The sequence below is a fragment of the Alteromonas sp. CI.11.F.A3 genome (assembly GCF_032925565.1).
Lineage (GTDB): Bacteria > Pseudomonadota > Gammaproteobacteria > Enterobacterales > Alteromonadaceae > Alteromonas.
Window position 1 is genome coordinate 3935152 of record NZ_CP136708.1, and the last position, 16748, is coordinate 3951899.

Consider the following 16748-nt stretch of genomic DNA (forward strand, 5'->3'; position numbering starts at 1 on the left):
TTAATCTGCGTTGATTGTTTTATAGGTTCGGCACACTATAAGTCATCGTACTCCCCTGTTTCCTATATTCATTCGGCATTTGCCCTGAGATAGCTTTAAACACCCGATTGAATGTTGCTAAGGATGAAAACCCACTCTCTAATGCTATTACTAAAATACTCCATTGCTGGCATTCGTTATCTCGTAATAGTTGCTTAGCGTGCTTTACCCTAAACTGATTCACAAACAAGTTAAAGTTGGCCGCAGCAAAGTAGCCTCTTATGGCTTTACTGACTTTATATTCCGAGGTATCTAACGCTTGCGCTAAATGAGCTATTTTTAAATTTGGTTGCAAAAATATTTTTTCTTGATGAATTAACGTATTTATTCCTTTCACGATAGCCATATCAATTGCTTCATCTTGTTGTATTGCGTCGCGCTCACTGCTAGTGCTAGTAAGACAAGAAGAATCAGAGATGACGACATTTAATGACTGACTAGGTGTGCCAGCGTTCACTTGGTTTCGTGGTTCATTCTGTTGGTGGTTTTTTATTCGTCCACGTAGCTGAACACTCATTTTTTGCGAGCGAACCACGTACTGAATGGCGCCAAGAATTAGCATTGCTGAAGAACATATTAACCAAGGTGCATAATATTCAATCTCTGTAGGCGTGAATAGAAATTTAGGTAATATTGATGAGTTAAATAGGCCAAGAAAAAAGGCTGTGGCAAAGACTATCGACTGGCGCTTTTGGATGCTATTTTTGTTCTCGAACCCGCGCAACGCTTCCCAAAACGACAACGCTAAAATGCTTGATGAAAGCAAGGTCGTAATTTCATTCATTCCCTGTTTAAGTTTAAGCATTTGTGCTTGGGTTAGCAGATTAGGAATATCGCTCGATACTACTAAGTGCCACGTTTGATTAAATATCACTAACCCTGCTACTACAAATGCTACCGCAATATGCCTGCGGCTTAAGGGGTTATGTTTTCGAAATAGCGTTCTTGCAATTAACCAAACCACATTGCATGTCGCACAGGTTGCTAGCCCAATAACATACTGATACACGCCAAGAGTATCAGCACTTAATTTCTGCGTGGCCACCATACAAAGCGATGCACTAAATATGGCGACTAAATAGTTAACTGTCTGCTTATCATTTTTGAATGCATGAATAAGCATTATGCTAAAACTACAGCACACCAAAAGGTAATAAGGTAACTCGCTTTGCCACGCCACAGGGGTTCTACGCCTTAATATATATCTCTGTCCTCAGTGTAAGAAGAATCGCCGCTAAGCACAAAAGAACTTTGTTAAGGAGTATGTCAAAAGCCCCAACTAAAGGTATTCATTTTTCGAATTTGAGAAGAATGAGCCCTTATTTTCTTTACGATAGAGAGACATTAGAGGGCAAAGCATTTATTCAAGAGGCAAAGACATGTTGGCGAAAAGTACCTTAGCACCCAATTCTATAAACCCTGAAACCCAAGCATCTGATCCACTAACACCTACTACCTTATCGGCCGCATCGAAGCTGTACGATACCAGTCAGAAAATAGGATTTTCTTGCTTGCTTATCACACAAGCTTTCTTTGTTAGTTACCTGATTGCAGGTTATGGCTTTACAGGTATAACCCAAGGGGTGTCTCAATGGAATCGCTTTAACAGCACGGCCTTTGTTGCGGGAGATTCACTTGGCAATGCCATGTATGGCGCACATGTTTTATTGGCGATAGTGATGATCATTGGCGGAAGCTTGCAACTTATTCCAGTCATTAGGCGTAAATATAAAACCTTTCATAAATATAATGGCCGGCTTTTTGTCACTCTTGCATGCAGTATTTCATTAGCAGGTATGTATCTTCTTCTATCCAGGGGCACCGTAGGCAACCCTTTGCTACATGGGTTAACGGCTTTTTCGGGCGGAATGGTGATTGTAAGTAGTTTCTTTGCGATTCGCGCGATAAGAAACGCCAATGTGGCACTACATCAACGATGGGCGCTACATTTATTTTTAGCCGCCAATGGCGTGCTCTTTTTTAGGCTGTTCATTTTCGCTTGGATGACATTATTTGGCACTCTTGGCATTAACACCGCAAACTTTACTGGCCCTGCAGTAATAAGTGTAAGTGTGCTGTCCTACGTAGCACCTCATATTATTGCGCAGCTAATATGGATGGTTAACGTTAATGCTACCGACAGTGCTACTGGCAATAGCAATCGAACTTCCCTACTAAAACACCTCATAAGCGTAACGCTGTTGGTTGTCTCTGCTATCTTTCTTATTGGTCTTTTTGGCTTAACATTGGGGAGCTGGTATCCGGCAGTTATCGCCTAGGGTTTGCTATAATATTTCTGGCTAGGCATTTGTACATTTCCCCTTTTTTTACACAAACAAAAAAGCCCTCAAAACAGAGGGCTTTTAAATAACGTAGCGTACTAAAAGCGTTTAGTTCGGTGTTATACCATTATGGTAAACGTCTTGTACGTCGTCGCAGTCGTTCAGCATGTCCATGAATTTTTCGAACATAGGCATGTCTTCTTCGCTGATCTCTGATTCCGTTTGCGGGATCCAGCTCATCTCTTCTGCGTCGAAGCTAATATCTGGGTAGGCTTGGGTAAGTGCAGTTTTAACTTGGAAGTACTCAGTATGCGGCGCATAAACGGTAATTTTGCCGTCTTCGCCTTCCACTTCAGTCACATCAACATCCGCTTCCATCAAAACTTCTAAAATAGCGTCTTCGTCGTCGCCATCAAATTGGAATACGGCTTGGTGATCGAACATGTGCGACACCGCGCCTTGTGCGCCAAGCTTTGCATTAGTTTTAGTAAAGCAGTTACGTACTTCAGTAATGGTACGGTTAGCGTTGTCAGAAAGACAATCCACAATAACCATGCAGTTGCCTGGGCCGAAACCTTCATAACGCATAGGTTGAAAGTCTTCACCCGCGCCACCAGCGGCTTTATCAATAGCTTTATCGATAACATGACCTGGTACTTGGTCTTTTTTCGCTTTTTCCATTAAACGGCGAAGTGATAAGTTAGTATCTGGATCGGCGCCGCCGTTTTTAGCGCACACGTAAATTTCTTTTCCGTACTTAGAATACACTTTAGTTTTCGCGCCAGCGGTCTTGGCCATGGCGGCTTTTCTTACTTCGAATGCTCTTCCCATCTTAAGATTCTCTTTTTTACAAATGGAGTTCTGCCATCAGTAGCAGAAAAAATTGGGCAAATTCTACCGATTTTATGCCCAACAATACAGTGCCACGGGCACTCTCGCTGTTTTTATTCGTTAAGGTAAGTGCTCAGTGGCTAAGTATTCGTGCGATTGCATTTCGCTCAAACGGCTTAAACAGCGTCTAAATTCAAAGTTTAGCAACCCCTCGCCGTACAAATTGTCCATCGCGACTTCGGCAGAAATAATCAGCTTTACATGGCGTTCGTAAAATTCATCTACCATGGCAATAAAGCGGCGTGCAACATCGTCATTATGTTGACCCATCTCTTTTACGTTAGCCAATAACACTGAGTGGTAACAACGACTTAGCTCGATATAATCGCTTTGACTTCGCGGGCCACCGCACAGCGCATTAAATTCTATCATTAACACACCATCAGCATCTCTAAGGGTGTCTATTTGCCTGTTATTCACTTCTATTGTTTGGTTTTCTGAACCCGCTTCAGGTGCTAACTGCGTAAAGTAACTATGTAAATTCTTAATCGCATCGCCATCAAGGGGGTAATGATAAATTTCTGCTTGTTCAAGAGTACGAAGCCGATAGTCCACACCACTATCTACATTTATAACACGTGTATTTTGATTGATTAAATCGATAGCCGGTAAAAAGCGTGCACGCTGAAGGCCATTTTTGTACAAATCATCTGGAACAATGTTTGATGTTGCCACCAGCACAATGCCATAGCCGAAAAGCTCTTCCATTAGCGTGCCTAAGATCATGGCATCGGTAATGTCGGATACAAAAAACTCATCAAAACAAATTACCTTGGTTTCTTTGGCTAACTTGGCCGCAATGGTTTTTAACGGGTCTTGTGCGTTGGTAAGCTGCTTAAGCTCGTCATGAATTCGGTGCATAAACCGGTGAAAGTGCACACGCATTTTATTTTCAAACGGCAGGCAATCGTAAAAGGTATCTACCAAATAGGTTTTTCCTCTACCTACACCGCCATAAAAGTAAATGCCTTGAATGCCAGCGTTCTTTTGGCCTTTACCAAATGCCGACTTAAGCTTTACCCGCCACGTATGTTTTTTCTCTGGCTGAGTTAACTCCTCAAATAAACGCTGTAATTCTTTAACCGCATTTTCTTGTGCTGCATCGTACTGAAATTCAGGCGACGTCAAATCTGCTTGATATTTTTCCCATGGCGTCATCGCCTATTCCACTCCCGCAAAATGTCAATAGTGGCCGTGGCTGCACCGACCTGCTTGAAATTATCAATTATGACCTTAATTTTAATGGAAATCACGGTAGAATCGTACCTAGTTAATTTGCATAGCTCGTATAAACACAATTAATGCGATCTCTATGCGCTTTTCATACTGGCTCTTGCTATATTCAAGTAATGGTCGAATGCATTAGGTAGCACGTATCAAGGTGTACTTAATGTGAGTAGTACGTTAATTCGGAGAATAGAATGGAACTGTTAGTGTCTCTTGCTTTACTAGTGGTGGGTTTAATCATTGGCTTTTTTATAGGTCGTTTTGTACAAACCAAAACGGGCGGGAATAACGCGGCTCAAACAGAGCAGCAAGTGAAAGAGATATTAGCTCAGCAAGCTCAACATCACATTCATCAAACCCGTCAAAGCCTTGAAGGTATTGAAGGTCAGTGCGAAACACTGAAGCAACAAATTGAAGAATACGAAGCATTGCTTACGCAAAGCAGTGACGATGAAGACGCCAAAGTGCCCTTTTATGGCGAACAAGCGACGTCTTACCTTCGCAACAATTTAAAAAGTTCTGAAAAGTCTAAAGTGAATAAAGTATCCGACACCCAACCAAAAGATTTTGCGAATTCAGGGTCGGGTCTATTCGTCGGCGGTTCTGAGCAATCTACCGCAGACAAGTCATAATTTAGGAACTTTTTCAGTTATTTCAGAGTCTTTAGTAAAATGATTCAATATCGCAATAACCTGAAGGAGTATAAGCGAGCATGAAAGTGTCTTTTCGTCAGTATGTCGTGGCGTCTGCAGTATTAGTAAGTTCTCTTGGCTTTAGCGTGAACTCTTATGCGGCATTGCCGTTCTTTTCAGATAAAAAGGATGAGGTGCCCTCTCTAGCCCCAATGCTAGAAGAAGCAACTCCCGCAGTGGTAAGTATTGCCGTTGAGGGAACGCAAACCTCTCGTCAACAAGTGCCGGAGATGTTCAGGTATTTCTTTGGCGCTCCGCAAGAGCAAGTACAAGAACGACCATTTAAAGGTCTTGGCTCGGGTGTAATTATTGATGCAGATAAAGGCTATGTGGTTACCAATAACCATGTTGTAGACAATGCTGATGAAATTACGGTGAAGCTTACCGATGGCCGTGAATTTACCGCAAAAAAACTTGGTTCTGATGAACAAAGTGATATTGCGTTGTTAAAAATCGACTCAGATAACCTTACTGCATTGCCGTTAGCAGATTCAGATGCATTAAGAGTGGGTGATTTTGTGGTAGCTATTGGTAATCCTTTTGGTTTATCACAAACGGTTACCTCGGGTATTGTTAGTGCGCTTGGCCGTTCTGGTTTAAATATTGGTGGTTATGAAGATTTTATTCAAACCGACGCTGCGATTAACCGTGGAAACTCGGGCGGAGCGTTAGTCAGTTTGCGCGGTGAACTCGTCGGCATCAATACGGCTATCTTCGGGCCTAATGGCGGTAACGTGGGGATCGGTTTCGCTATTCCTAGCAATATGATGAAAAGCTTAGTTGATCAAATTGCGGAATATGGTGAAGTTCGTCGCGGCCTTTTAGGTATTTTAGGTAGCGATATAGATGCAGGTCTTGCGGAAGCCATGAACGCCGATGTGAATATTGGCGCGTTTGTTAGCGAAGTAACACCTGAGTCTGCAGCAGATAAAGCAGGTATCCAAGCGGGTGATATTATTACCGGCATTAATGGCAGAAACTTGCATAGCTTCCAAGAACTAAGAGCCAAAATCTCTAGTATGGGTGCGGGTGCTGAAGTTGAACTTACCGTGATGCGCAAAGGTAAGAAGATGGATTTGGATGTGGTACTTGGTGACGCAACACAGTCAACGGTAACGGCAGCCCAAATACATCCGGCACTTGAAGGCGCTACGCTAACCAATGGTACTGATGAAGCAGGTAATGCGGGCGTGGTAATTTCTGAACTGGCTAATGGCAGCCCTGCTGCACGTATTGGCTTGAAGCCTGATGATATTGTGATGGGTGTGAACCGCCTACGCACTCCATCTGTGGCTGAATTTAGAGATGCGTTAGATAAAGCAAAAGGGGTTATTGCCCTAAATGTTAAACGTGGAAACTCTACGCTTTACTTATTGATTCGTCAGTAGTTGTCTCGAACTTATGCATTAAAACAGCGCCCAAAGGCGCTGTTTTTTTATGTATAATTCACCGAAAATGTAGGTTTGCCGTAAAATGCTTATGCCCAATCGGATTAAAGACGACAGATTGACGGATAAGGTGATATCCTTTACTTTAATTAAATAAAAATACCATCAACACTAAGCCTTATTTTGCCAACTAACTTGGCTCAAATTTGTGGGCTGACGTGCTTTGGCATTAAAAACAATGTAAGTGTGGCTTGTGACTGGCAGCTCAATAGTTAATTTCATTATAAAATCAATATTCCTTGGGACAATAGTAGCCTTGCTTCTGTTGTTTTTGTTGCCGGATTTACGTCAAGGTAGTGGCCTCACTCAAGGGCTTTTCACAGAACCCTCAGTAAGTGCTAGCCGTGAAAGCTATTTTGCCCCTTTAAGTCGCTCTGCCCCTGCTGTAGTGAATATTTATAGCGTTAGTATCGAGAACGACACCGGCTTGTTTCGCAATCAGCCTAGAGAGCGCGCCAGTTTAGGTTCTGGCGTGATCATGACCGAAAACGGCTATATTCTTACTTGCCACCACGTAGTAGAAAATGCTGATAGTATTTATGTGGCGGTACAAGACGGCAGAATTCTGGAAGCACAAATAGTGGGTAACGATCCACTTACCGATTTAGCCGTTTTGAAAGTAACTGCAGACAACTTACACATTATTCCTCAAGTTTCTGAGCCCGATATACATGTCGGTGACGTGGTGATGGCTATCGGTAACCCTTTCGATTTAGGTCAAACCATTACCCAAGGTATTGTAAGTCGCGCTGGCCGCAACGGGCTATCTAACTATGTTGATTTCATTCAAACCGATGCTGTATTGAACCAAGGCAATTCAGGCGGGGCATTGGTCGATAGCAACGGCATCTTGTTAGGTATTACCAATGCCAATTTCCAGGTTCGTGATTCGCGTAATCGTGTCAGAAATGTAGATGGTATTAATTTCGCGGTACCTTACGAACTCGCCAAACGAGTGATGGACAAAATTATCAATAATGGTCGCGTTATTCGTGGTCAGCTTGGATTTATTGGTGGTGAGTATCGCAATCGCCCGGGTATAGAAGTAACGGCGGTGGCTAACGGTAGCGCAGCAGACGAAGCCGGCTTGCAACCAGGTGATATCATATTGGCCATTGACGGCATTCGTTTAGAAAGCGCGTCGAAAACCTTAGACATGATTGCAGAAACTGCACCTGGTACTACCTTAGAACTTGAAATTAGCCGTGGTGGTAACCCGCTTACTATTAATGCATTAGTGGCTGAGCTTAGAGCACAAGAATAGAGCGCAAGAATAAAGCGCTTTCAACACAGCCTATGCTGGCAAATAAAAGCATTATCAAAAACACAAAAAAGGCGCCTTATGATAAACCATCATAGGCGCCTTTTTTATAAGCCGCGGATAAGCAATTAACTCACATTGCTCGTGGCCCTTTATTCTTAATTTTTACTCTTTAACACGCTCGATGTTGGCGCCAAGTGCACCTAACTTCTCTTCAATGGCTTCGTAACCGCGGTCTAGGTGATAGATACGGTTTACGTGAGTTTCACCATCGGCAATTAATCCAGCAATCACTAAGCTTGCAGACGCACGTAAATCGGTTGCCATTACAGGTGCACCTTTAAGCGCTGAGCTGCCTTTAGATACCGCAGAATTACCTTCAAGGGCAATTTCAGCACCCATGCGTTGTAGCTCTGGTACGTGCATAAAGCGGTTTTCAAAGATAGTTTCGGTAATCACACCTGTACCTTCCGCTACGCAGTTTAACGTAACGAATTGGGCTTGCATGTCAGTTGGAAATGCAGGGTGTGGCGCCGTTTTAACACGCACCGCTTTAGGCTGCTTACCTTGCATGTCTAGCGCAATCCAGTCTTCACCTAGGGTGATAACCGCTCCAGCTTGTTCAAGCTTATCGATAACCGCTTCTAATGTTTCAGGTGCTGCATGAGTACAACGAATTTTTCCGCCTGTTACCGCAGCTGCAACTAAGAAAGTACCGGTTTCAATACGATCGGGCAGTACACGATAATCGCAACCATTAAGGGTTTCTACGCCTTCAATAGTAATTTTATCAGTACCTGCGCCAGAGATAACCGCGCCCATTTGAATAAGGCAGTTAGCTAAATCAACAATTTCAGGCTCACGCGCAGCGTTTTCTAGCACGGTAGTACCGTCTGCCAGCGCGGCTGCCATCATTAGGTTTTCGGTAGCACCAACACTCACCATGTCCATAAAGATGCGTGCACCTTTTAGGCGGCCGTCAACTTCAGCGCGAATGTACCCTTCGTCTACTTCAATTTTGGCGCCCATTTTTTCAAGGCCAGTTAAATGAAGATTTACAGGGCGTGCACCTATAGCGCAGCCACCAGGAAGTGATACGTTTGCTTTGCCTTGCTTCGCAAGCAAAGGACCTAGCACTAAAATTGAAGCACGCATGGTACGTACTAGTTCGTATGAAGCTGTGATGCTCTGCAGCGTACTTGAGTCTAATACAACATCGTTTGCAGCAGGTTGTGCTACTTCAACGCCTAGCTCTCGTAACAGTGCTACTGTGGTATTAATATCACGCAGACGAGGCACGTTGGTATAACGACATGGCTGGTCGCTAAGTAAACTGGTCATTAATAATGGTAACGCAGCATTCTTAGCACCGGAAATACGCACGGTTCCCTGCAGTGCAGGGCCTTTCTTTATAACAAGTTTATCCACGAAAAAAGACCCGCTTACTGAGGAATGTGAAACTGGCGCTCACGCTCCCAGTCTTTTACTGAAAAGGTTTTGATTGTAATGGCATGCATAGACCCATCGGCAATCTTATCTGATAAGGGTGCATAAACGGCCTGTTGGCGTTTTACGCGGCTCATTTCATTAAAAATATCGCCTACCGCGATAATGTTGAAATGAGATCCTTCGCCTCGTACATGAACTTCTTGAAGTTCCAAGGCGTCGGTGAGAATTTTTTCAATTTCGGACAATTCCATAACTTACTTCTTTACCTGCTTGTTCTTTACCTAGCTAATTAAGATCATTCTACTGGTAAAAAGCCATCAACGTCGCTTATTTTAGCCAGTTTACGTAATTTTTCTGGGGGTTCACGCAAGCTAACATTAATCCCCTCACGCTTTCCATCTCTAATTGCGTTTAATATCCAAGCTAATCCAGCGCTGTCTACTCGCTCAACATCGCCTAAGTCTATACAACACGTACCTGCTTTAGCCAATATAGCGCTTTGCGAAGAGGTTAAACTTTCCCAAAAGTTTTTAGACAGCGTGTCACGGTCTAAATGACCATGCACACTGACTTGGGCGTTATCGTTAACCTGGAAAAGGCTCACGCAGTCTCTCCGTCAAAATCGATAGGCTCATCTTGGTTTAGCTCAACAGGCTTACCAATTTTTTCTCTCATTAGCGCAATCACGGCATCTATTCCATCTTGGCGAAGGATAGATTCAAACTCGCTACGCTTACTATTTAGCATGCTGATACCTTCAGCAACCATGTCGTACGCTTTCCACTCATTGGTTTTAGAGTCTTTACGTACTTTAAATGCAATTTTAATCTCAGGACGCTTAGGGTCTTGAACTACGGCACGAACCGTCACTGATTTTTTATCACTGAACGATGACTCAGGTTCAAACTGAACCGTTTGGTTATCGTAGTAGCCCATCGCAACCGCGTAAGACGTTATAAGGTATTGTCTGAATACGGTAATGTATTCACCCATTTTTTCTTGCGGAACTGATTTAAAGTGTTTGCCCAATACCATGAAAGCAGCAAATTTATAGTCGATATGAGGTACTAGCTCTTCTTCCATAATGGTGCGCAACATTTCAGGATCAGCTTTAACCGCTTCTTGATTCGCTTTAATTCTATCGAAGGTTTTAGAAGCAACGCCTTTAACCAACTCATACGGGTTTTGCTCGTTGATTTCTTGAGCTTGTGCCATTCCCACTAAAGAGAACATCCACACACCCATTACCATCATTAACTTTTTCAATGTTTATCTCCTGAAACTAAATGCTTACTACAACAGACCTGAAAAGTCCCTTTTTGGTTTCATCAGGTCTTTATTAATTCTAATTAACCTTTGAGCTCTTACTCTTCGTCACTTCCGCGACTAAATAAGAATTGCCCTATCAAATCTTCTAATACCAACGCCGATTTTGTGTCTTGTAAGTAATCGCCGTCTTTAAGGTTTGCTACCCCGTCAAACGAAAACCCTGGCTGGAAGCCAACGTATTGCTCACCTAGTAGGCCAGAGGTCAGTATGGAAACTGAGCTAGTTTCTGGAAAACCGTCGTAACTTTTCAAAATTGATAACTCTACTACGGGCGTGAAGTCTTCTTGATCAAGTGTAATAGAAGAAACACGACCAACGTTCACACCACCCACCTTTACCGATGAGCGTGCTTTTAAGCCACCAATGTTGTCGAATTTAGCGTACAGGGTGTAGGTATCACCATCGCCACCTACCGATTGATTAGCCACTTTAAGTGCCAGTAACATTACCGCACCAATGGTTAATACAACGAACATGCCAACCAATACTTCAGATTTATATTTATTCATGACTCAACCCTACTCAATGCCAAACATAAGGGCGGTAAGCACGAAGTCCAGCCCTAATACTGCTAATGAAGAATACACTACAGTTTCTGTAGTAGCTTTGCTGATCCCTTCCGACGTAGGAATAGAATCGTAACCCTTAAATATGGCTATCCAAGTGACAACCAAGGCAAAAACAAGGCTTTTAATGATACCGTTTACCACATCTTCGCCCCATTCCACCGTAGACTGCATAATTGACCAATAGCTGCCAACATCTACACCTAACCAATCAACGCCCACTAGGTGACCGCCTAAAATACCTACCGCACTGAATATCAGCGCCAGCATTGGCATAGAAATCATGCCCGCCCAAAAGCGAGGTGCGACAATACGTCTTAGCGGGTCAACCGCCATCATTTCTAAACTACTAATTTGCTCAGTGGCCTTCATTAGACCAATTTCAGCGGTGAGTGCAGAACCGGCTCTACCTGCAAATAACAGCGCGGTAACGACGGGTCCAAGCTCACGAAGCAGTGATAACGCCACCATAGGGCCTAAGCTACCTTCAGCGCCGTAATCAACTAAAATAGTATAGCCTTGCAGCGCCATCACCATGCCGATAAACAATCCTGACACGATAATAATTAACAAAGACTGAACGCCCACCACATGAACCTGCTTGATGGTAAGCGGAATATTTTTTAATCTAGGAACGGCAAACAGCGCTCCCATTAACATGTACGTAGCGCGGCCAATGGCGGTTAACTTGCCAATGGTCTTAGCACCTATTGATTGGAAGAACTTCATTTATCCCCTCCGAAAAAGGTATTTTCTATATCCGGAGCAGGGTAATGAAATGGCACAGGCCCATCAGCTTTACCTTTTAGGAACTGCTGAACTAACTCTGAGTCGCTTTCTCTAATTTGCTGCGCGGTTCCTTCACCAATCACCCGTTTGTCTGCCAAAATATAAATATAATCGGCAATAGTGAGCACTTCGGTCACATCGTGGGTTACCACAACGCTCGTTAAGTTAAGTGCGTCGTTAAGCCCTCTGATTAATTTAACCAGTACGCCCATAGAAATAGGGTCTTGGCCAGCAAAAGGTTCATCGTACATGATAAGGTCAGGGTCTAACGCGATAGCTCTGGCTAATGCTGCTCGACGTGCCATGCCACCAGAAAGTTCGCTTGGCATGAGTTGCGCTGCGCCTCTTAGCCCAACAGCCTGTAGCTTTAATGCGACAGTTGTAGCGATAAGATCTTCCGATAACTTGGTATGTTCACGCAGCGGAAACGCCACATTGTCAAAAACCGTCATGTCAGTGAACAAAGCACCGCTTTGAAAAAGCATGCTCATTCGACGACGTGCTTGATAAAGCTCTTTACGGCTCATGGCGACAATAGAATCACCATCAAACTGTATATCACCTTCATCTGGAGTTAATTGCCCGCCTATAAGGCGCAGTAAGGTGGTCTTCCCTATACCACTGGGGCCCATGACGGCCGTAATTTTGCCTTTCGGAATGCTCAGCGTAATACCGTCGTAAATAACACGGCCTGCGCGTCGAAAGGTTAGGTTGTCTATCTCGACTAAATGGTCCATAGCGATTTTATTTATCGACCCTTGAATAATTAGTGATACCAGCAAAGCAAGTAATGACACACATCACTCACTTCCTATAGATGTAAGGTTTAAGCTACTTAAGTCGCCTTTAACGTTATTAGTTTTGTATAACTGCTTTAGATAACAGCTAATGCAAAGGCAAGTTCTATGCCTTTGAGTACGTTAAATCGATAAAGTTTACTGAGCAGTGTAATTTAGTGTCATTGTACGCTTTTTCAAGCGCGGCACAAAAGCAAAACGTTACAAGTTATGTTCGATTTATTCGAATTTAGAAAATTCGAATAATTTTCAATCAGTAAGCTCGTTCTAAGGGGCACTTAATACCACCTTTGCTAAAATAAGCGATAGTTCCCATAGGCAAATGGCATTGTTTTTGCGACAATCTTGTGAAATTCCTAACTATGCTGGTTGTTGTGCTTTTAAACGTAGTCATTTTTTTAGTTGGACTGATTGTACTTAGCTGGAGTGCAGACCGTTTTGTTTACGGTGCATCAGCGTTTGCCAAGAATATTGGTATGGCGCCCATGATGATAGGCTTAACCATTGTCGCAATGGGTTCGTCTGCGCCTGAAATTGTGGTGTCAGCCGCAGCATCTATTAACGGTAATATGAATACCGCCGTAGGTAATGCATTAGGCTCAAACATTACCAACATTGCCCTTGTGCTTGGTATTACTGCGCTAGTTAAACCGCTTCTTGTTGCCTCCTCTACGTTAAAGCGTGAACTCCCTGCCCTGCTTGTTATTACCGTCATAGCGGTTGCTTTTCTTTTCGATGGCGAACTTACTCACCTGGAAGGCATCATTCTTATCAGCCTCTTCGTCATTGTTTTGGGCTTAATGGGCTGGTTATCTATGAAAGTGGATAAAGAAGACCCGTTAGTGAGCGAGACAACCGATGAAATTCCTAACGATGTGCCCACCTCTTCCGCTATTTTCTGGATTGTTGTTGGCTTAATATTGCTACCGTTAAGTGCACACTTCTTGGTAGGTTCAGCAGTAGAAATAGCTCAGTACTTAGGTATGTCGGATTTAGTTATCGGTTTGACCATTATTGCTCTAGGTACCAGCCTGCCCGAATTGGCTGCCAGTATTGCTGGTGTGCTTAAAGGGGAAGATGACTTAGCGTTAGGAAATATTATTGGCTCTAATATTTTTAACTTACTTGCCGTACTTGGCATGCCGGGCTTAATCTCCCCAGGCGCGTTAGACCCTGACGTTTATAACCGCGATATGTTCGTTGTGCTTGGTCTAACCTTATTACTGTTCTTATTTAGTTTCACCTTGATGGGTAATCGTCGAATAAGTCGAAGAAATGGCGGCTTATTGATTGCTTGCTTTATTGGTTATCAATTTTGGCTTTTTGCGTAATGTCACAAGAAAATAGCTTCATCACTTCAGCCAAGCGCGTCATAGAGATAGAAGCGCAGGCAATATCAGCGCTTTCAACTCGCATGAACGATGACTTTGTTACTGCGTGCACCTTACTGCAAAATTGCGCGGGCAAAGTGGTGGTATGCGGCATGGGTAAATCAGGGCATATCGGGCACAAGATTGCAGCAACACTTGCCAGTACCGGAACCCCGTCGTTTTTCATGCACCCAGGCGAAGCTAACCATGGCGACTTAGGCATGTTAAGCAAAGGTGATGTGCTACTCGCTATTTCTAATTCTGGTGAAACCGCAGAGCTTGTTAATTTATTACCCATTGTAAAGCGCTTAAACGTGCCGGTTATTGCAATGACTAACAGCGTAACCAGTTCTTTAGGCCAGCACGCAGACGTGGTATTGAATATCAGTGTAGAAAAAGAGGCGTGCTCGTTAGGCTTAGCACCTACCTCTAGCACTACCGCGACGCTGGTAATGGGTGATGCCCTTGCCGTCGCGCTACTTGATCGCAAAGGTTTTACCTCTGACGATTTTGCGCTTTCCCACCCTGGTGGCAGTTTAGGCAGAAAACTACTACTTAAAGTAAGTGATATTATGCTGACAGGCGGCGAATTACCCTTGGTAGACGAAAACGCCCTCGTTGCAGAAGCGCTATTGGAAATTTCCAATAAGGGCTTGGGTATGACAGGGGTTATCGATAACCAAGGCTTATTGATTGGAATTTTCACCGATGGTGACTTACGCCGTATTTTAGATGCCCGCATAGACTTGCATACTGCAACGGTTACACAAGTGATGACCAAAGGCGGTAAAACAACCATGCCAGAGCAACTCGCCGTAGAAGCGCTAAACTTAATGGAAACCCATAAGATAAGCGCGCTTATGGTAACGGATGAAGCCCGCAAACCTGTGGGCGCGTTTAACATGCATATGCTACTTAAAGCGGGAGTTTTATAATGAGCAACACCCAAACAACCGTAAATACACTTTATACCGCTATGCCTGAGGCTTTGTATTCCTCGTTAAAGCATGTTCGATTATTAGTGTGTGATGTAGATGGTGTGTTTTCAGATGGCCGTATTTACCTTGGTAACGCGGGCGAAGAATTAAAAGCATTTCATACCCGAGATGGCTACGGCGTAAAAGCGCTCGTAAATTCTGGGGTAGCAGTAGCAGTCATTACGGGCAGGCGCTCTGCCATTGTCGAAAATAGAATGAAAGCGCTGAATGTTGCACACATCGTGCAAGGTGAAGAAAATAAATCTGACGCACTTGCCGAACTTATGACTCGCTTATCACTTAAGCCCGAGCATGTGGCGGTGGTAGGTGACGATATGCCAGATACCGGCATGTACCCTCACGCTAGTGTAAAAATTGCGGTAAAAGACGCCCATCCTGCGGTTGCACAACAAGCAAACTGGATCACCACGTTACCAGGTGGCTTCGGTGCGGTACGTGAAATATGTGACACTCTACTTCAAGCAAACGACAAGCTGCACGGTATTCAAGGTGCTAGCGTATGAAGGTATTAGGGTTTGACCGATTAGGCTTAAGTATTTCGGTGTTATTTATATTGGCATCCGCCATGTATATTCCGATTTGGATGGAAGAAGATCCTACCCAGCAGACTAATCAGGGGTTAGATGCATTAAAGCCCGCTTACAAAGCCAAAAACTTAACGACCACCTTGTATAATCAAGAAGGCCAGTTAAATCACAAAGTATTTGCGGCGTCGATGGAACATTACGACCAATTGGGCTTTGTTTTATTCCAAAAGCCCAGATATACATTGTATACCGACGATGCACAGTCTCCGTGGGAAGTGACCGCGACAGAAGGTACTTTGTACAATAACGAATTGATACAGCTAGAAAATAATGTCGTTATTGAAAACCAAAGTGTCGATGACTTTGTAAGAACAATACGCACAGCGTTTATAGAGATAAACCTGTACACTAAGCAAATGACATCTGATCAGCCCGTGGAAATACGTGGCTTACAATATGTGATTAACAGCAATGGGTTTAACGCCAATTTGCGTACCCAGGAATACGAGTTAATAGACCATGTACAAACCATTTATTCGCCTAGCCTCTAAAGCATTAGCGACCAGCCTAGCTGTTAGCCTATTCGCTACTGTGGCTATAGCGGCTGAAAGCGACTTTAACAAACCCATTAAAGTCGACTCGAAATCGCAATTTGTTGACGGCAAAAACAAAACGTCATTGTTTAAAGATGATGTACGAATTACCCAAGGTTCTTTGGTAATAAATGCCGATGAAGTTGAAGTTATTGCCAGCGAAGGTGATGGACGAGAGATATTCGTTGCTCGCGGCAAACCAGCTAGCTACTCGCAAGAACTTGAAGACGGTGCCACCGTCACAGCGAAAGCCAATGAAATTCGCTATGAAGTGGTAAACCGAACTATTTCTTTACAAGGTAGTGCCGAGCTACAGCAAGACACCAGTAAAGTACAAGGCGACAAGATTACCTTCGACATGGTCACAGAACAATTGCTTGCAACAGGCGGCGAAGATGGTGAAGGTGGCAGAGTAACTACCGTATTTACGCCTGAGGCAATACGTAAAGCGTCATCGAATAACGAAGGCGATAAGGCGGACGACAACTAA

At 43.6% G+C, this 16748-nt stretch carries 19 protein-coding genes; 9 read left to right on the forward strand and 10 right to left on the reverse strand.

Annotated elements, in window-relative coordinates; genetic code table 11:
- Positions 1-19: 19 nt before the first annotated feature.
- On the reverse strand, positions 20-1162 hold the full coding sequence (locus R1T43_RS16910; RefSeq protein WP_317350455.1) for a helix-turn-helix domain-containing protein: 1143 nt from the start codon (positions 1160-1162) through the stop codon (positions 20-22).
- A gap of 256 nt (positions 1163-1418) precedes the next feature.
- On the opposite strand from R1T43_RS16910, the gene R1T43_RS16915 reads away from it, so the two are divergent.
- Positions 1419-2318: a DUF2306 domain-containing protein gene (locus R1T43_RS16915; RefSeq protein WP_317350456.1), complete on the forward strand. Its 900-nt coding sequence runs from the start codon at positions 1419-1421 to the stop codon at positions 2316-2318.
- A gap of 111 nt (positions 2319-2429) precedes the next feature.
- Here the strand turns inward: R1T43_RS16915 and R1T43_RS16920 are convergent, their stop codons facing one another.
- The gene (locus R1T43_RS16920) at positions 2430-3152 is read right to left on the reverse strand and encodes a YebC/PmpR family DNA-binding transcriptional regulator (RefSeq protein WP_211069840.1); all 723 of its coding nucleotides are present in this window, start codon (positions 3150-3152) and stop codon (positions 2430-2432) included.
- A gap of 120 nt (positions 3153-3272) precedes the next feature.
- Positions 3273-4370, reverse strand: coding sequence for a cell division protein ZapE (zapE, locus tag R1T43_RS16925; protein WP_211069841.1), 1098 nt, complete (start codon positions 4368-4370; stop codon positions 3273-3275).
- A 263-nt stretch (positions 4371-4633) separates the two neighbouring features.
- Between zapE and R1T43_RS16930 the strand changes: the two genes are divergently transcribed.
- The 3 genes from R1T43_RS16930 to R1T43_RS16940 all read left to right on the forward strand — a co-directional run bounded on the left by R1T43_RS16930 (position 4634) and on the right by R1T43_RS16940 (position 7843).
- Complete coding sequence (locus tag R1T43_RS16930) at positions 4634-5071, forward strand: ZapG family protein (RefSeq protein WP_211069842.1); 438 nt, start codon at positions 4634-4636, stop codon at positions 5069-5071.
- Positions 5072-5157: 86 nt separating this feature from the next.
- Entirely contained in the window at positions 5158-6519 is a 1362-nt protein-coding gene (locus R1T43_RS16935) for a DegQ family serine endoprotease (RefSeq protein ID WP_410549028.1), read from the forward strand.
- A 253-nt stretch (positions 6520-6772) separates the two neighbouring features.
- A complete protein-coding gene (locus tag R1T43_RS16940) occupies positions 6773-7843 on the forward strand; it encodes a trypsin-like peptidase domain-containing protein (protein ID WP_041452585.1) in 1071 nt (356 codons plus the stop codon).
- A gap of 162 nt (positions 7844-8005) precedes the next feature.
- Here the strand turns inward: R1T43_RS16940 and murA are convergent, their stop codons facing one another.
- The 7 genes from murA to R1T43_RS16975 form a co-directional block, all read right to left on the reverse strand.
- Positions 8006-9268: a UDP-N-acetylglucosamine 1-carboxyvinyltransferase gene (gene murA, locus R1T43_RS16945; protein ID WP_317350457.1), complete on the reverse strand. Its 1263-nt coding sequence runs from the start codon at positions 9266-9268 to the stop codon at positions 8006-8008.
- A 14-nt stretch (positions 9269-9282) separates the two neighbouring features.
- On the reverse strand, positions 9283-9540 hold the full coding sequence (locus R1T43_RS16950; RefSeq protein ID WP_057793741.1) for a BolA family protein: 258 nt from the start codon (positions 9538-9540) through the stop codon (positions 9283-9285).
- 44 nt (positions 9541-9584) lie between these two features.
- Positions 9585-9893 carry a lipid asymmetry maintenance protein MlaB gene (locus R1T43_RS16955; protein ID WP_317350458.1) on the reverse strand — a complete coding sequence of 103 codons (309 nt, stop codon included), beginning with the start codon at positions 9891-9893 and terminating at the stop codon, positions 9585-9587.
- Positions 9890-10543: a phospholipid-binding protein MlaC gene (locus tag R1T43_RS16960; RefSeq protein WP_376738717.1), complete on the reverse strand. Its 654-nt coding sequence runs from the start codon at positions 10541-10543 to the stop codon at positions 9890-9892. The genes R1T43_RS16955 and R1T43_RS16960 overlap by 4 nt, the downstream gene beginning before the upstream one ends.
- Before the next feature lie 110 nt (positions 10544-10653).
- Positions 10654-11127, reverse strand: coding sequence for an outer membrane lipid asymmetry maintenance protein MlaD (mlaD, locus tag R1T43_RS16965; protein ID WP_013785351.1), 474 nt, complete (start codon positions 11125-11127; stop codon positions 10654-10656).
- Between the two features lie 9 nt (positions 11128-11136).
- Entirely contained in the window at positions 11137-11913 is a 777-nt protein-coding gene (gene mlaE, locus R1T43_RS16970) for a lipid asymmetry maintenance ABC transporter permease subunit MlaE (RefSeq protein WP_211069845.1), read from the reverse strand.
- Positions 11910-12710, reverse strand: a complete 801-nt coding sequence (locus R1T43_RS16975; RefSeq protein WP_317355900.1) for an ATP-binding cassette domain-containing protein — start codon at positions 12708-12710, stop codon at positions 11910-11912. The genes mlaE and R1T43_RS16975 overlap by 4 nt, the downstream gene beginning before the upstream one ends.
- A 434-nt stretch (positions 12711-13144) precedes the next feature.
- On the opposite strand from R1T43_RS16975, the gene R1T43_RS16980 reads away from it, so the two are divergent.
- The 5 genes from R1T43_RS16980 to lptA are packed head-to-tail and all read left to right on the forward strand — an operon-like array spanning position 13145 to position 16748.
- Entirely contained in the window at positions 13145-14101 is a 957-nt protein-coding gene (locus R1T43_RS16980; protein WP_317355901.1) for a calcium/sodium antiporter, read from the forward strand.
- Positions 14101-15075 carry a KpsF/GutQ family sugar-phosphate isomerase gene (locus R1T43_RS16985; RefSeq protein ID WP_317350459.1) on the forward strand — a complete coding sequence of 325 codons (975 nt, stop codon included), beginning with the start codon at positions 14101-14103 and terminating at the stop codon, positions 15073-15075. Before R1T43_RS16980 ends, R1T43_RS16985 begins: the two co-directional genes overlap by 1 nt.
- Positions 15075-15641, forward strand: a complete 567-nt coding sequence (gene kdsC / locus R1T43_RS16990; RefSeq protein WP_317350460.1) for a 3-deoxy-manno-octulosonate-8-phosphatase KdsC — start codon at positions 15075-15077, stop codon at positions 15639-15641. The genes R1T43_RS16985 and kdsC overlap by 1 nt, the downstream gene beginning before the upstream one ends.
- Positions 15638-16216 (forward strand): LPS export ABC transporter periplasmic protein LptC, encoded by a 579-nt coding sequence (gene lptC, locus R1T43_RS16995; protein ID WP_211069848.1) that lies wholly within the window; start codon positions 15638-15640, stop codon positions 16214-16216. Before kdsC ends, lptC begins: the two co-directional genes overlap by 4 nt.
- Positions 16185-16748 carry a lipopolysaccharide transport periplasmic protein LptA gene (gene lptA / locus R1T43_RS17000; RefSeq protein ID WP_211069849.1) on the forward strand — a complete coding sequence of 188 codons (564 nt, stop codon included), beginning with the start codon at positions 16185-16187 and terminating at the stop codon, positions 16746-16748. The genes lptC and lptA overlap by 32 nt, the downstream gene beginning before the upstream one ends.

Excerpts from the sequence above, each read along its gene's own strand:
- R1T43_RS16910 (WP_317350455.1), bottom strand. The coding sequence starts at position 1,162 with ATGCTTATTCATGCATTCAAAAATGATAAGCAGACAGTTAACTATTTA.
- R1T43_RS16915 (WP_317350456.1), top strand. The coding sequence starts at position 1,419 with ATGTTGGCGAAAAGTACCTTAGCACCCAATTCTATAAACCCTGAAACC.
- R1T43_RS16920 (WP_211069840.1), bottom strand. The coding sequence starts at position 3,152 with ATGGGAAGAGCATTCGAAGTAAGAAAAGCCGCCATGGCCAAGACCGCT.
- zapE (WP_211069841.1), bottom strand. The coding sequence starts at position 4,370 with ATGACGCCATGGGAAAAATATCAAGCAGATTTGACGTCGCCTGAATTT.
- R1T43_RS16930 (WP_211069842.1), top strand. The coding sequence starts at position 4,634 with ATGGAACTGTTAGTGTCTCTTGCTTTACTAGTGGTGGGTTTAATCATT.
- R1T43_RS16950 (WP_057793741.1), bottom strand. The coding sequence starts at position 9,540 with ATGGAATTGTCCGAAATTGAAAAAATTCTCACCGACGCCTTGGAACTT.
- R1T43_RS16960 (WP_376738717.1), bottom strand. The coding sequence starts at position 10,543 with ATGATGGTAATGGGTGTGTGGATGTTCTCTTTAGTGGGAATGGCACAA.
- mlaD (WP_013785351.1), bottom strand. The coding sequence starts at position 11,127 with ATGAATAAATATAAATCTGAAGTATTGGTTGGCATGTTCGTTGTATTA.
- mlaE (WP_211069845.1), bottom strand. The coding sequence starts at position 11,913 with ATGAAGTTCTTCCAATCAATAGGTGCTAAGACCATTGGCAAGTTAACC.
- R1T43_RS16975 (WP_317355900.1), bottom strand. The coding sequence starts at position 12,710 with ATGGACCATTTAGTCGAGATAGACAACCTAACCTTTCGACGCGCAGGC.
- R1T43_RS16985 (WP_317350459.1), top strand. The coding sequence starts at position 14,101 with ATGTCACAAGAAAATAGCTTCATCACTTCAGCCAAGCGCGTCATAGAG.
- kdsC (WP_317350460.1), top strand. The coding sequence starts at position 15,075 with ATGAGCAACACCCAAACAACCGTAAATACACTTTATACCGCTATGCCT.
- lptC (WP_211069848.1), top strand. The coding sequence starts at position 15,638 with ATGAAGGTATTAGGGTTTGACCGATTAGGCTTAAGTATTTCGGTGTTA.
- lptA (WP_211069849.1), top strand. The coding sequence starts at position 16,185 with ATGTACAAACCATTTATTCGCCTAGCCTCTAAAGCATTAGCGACCAGC.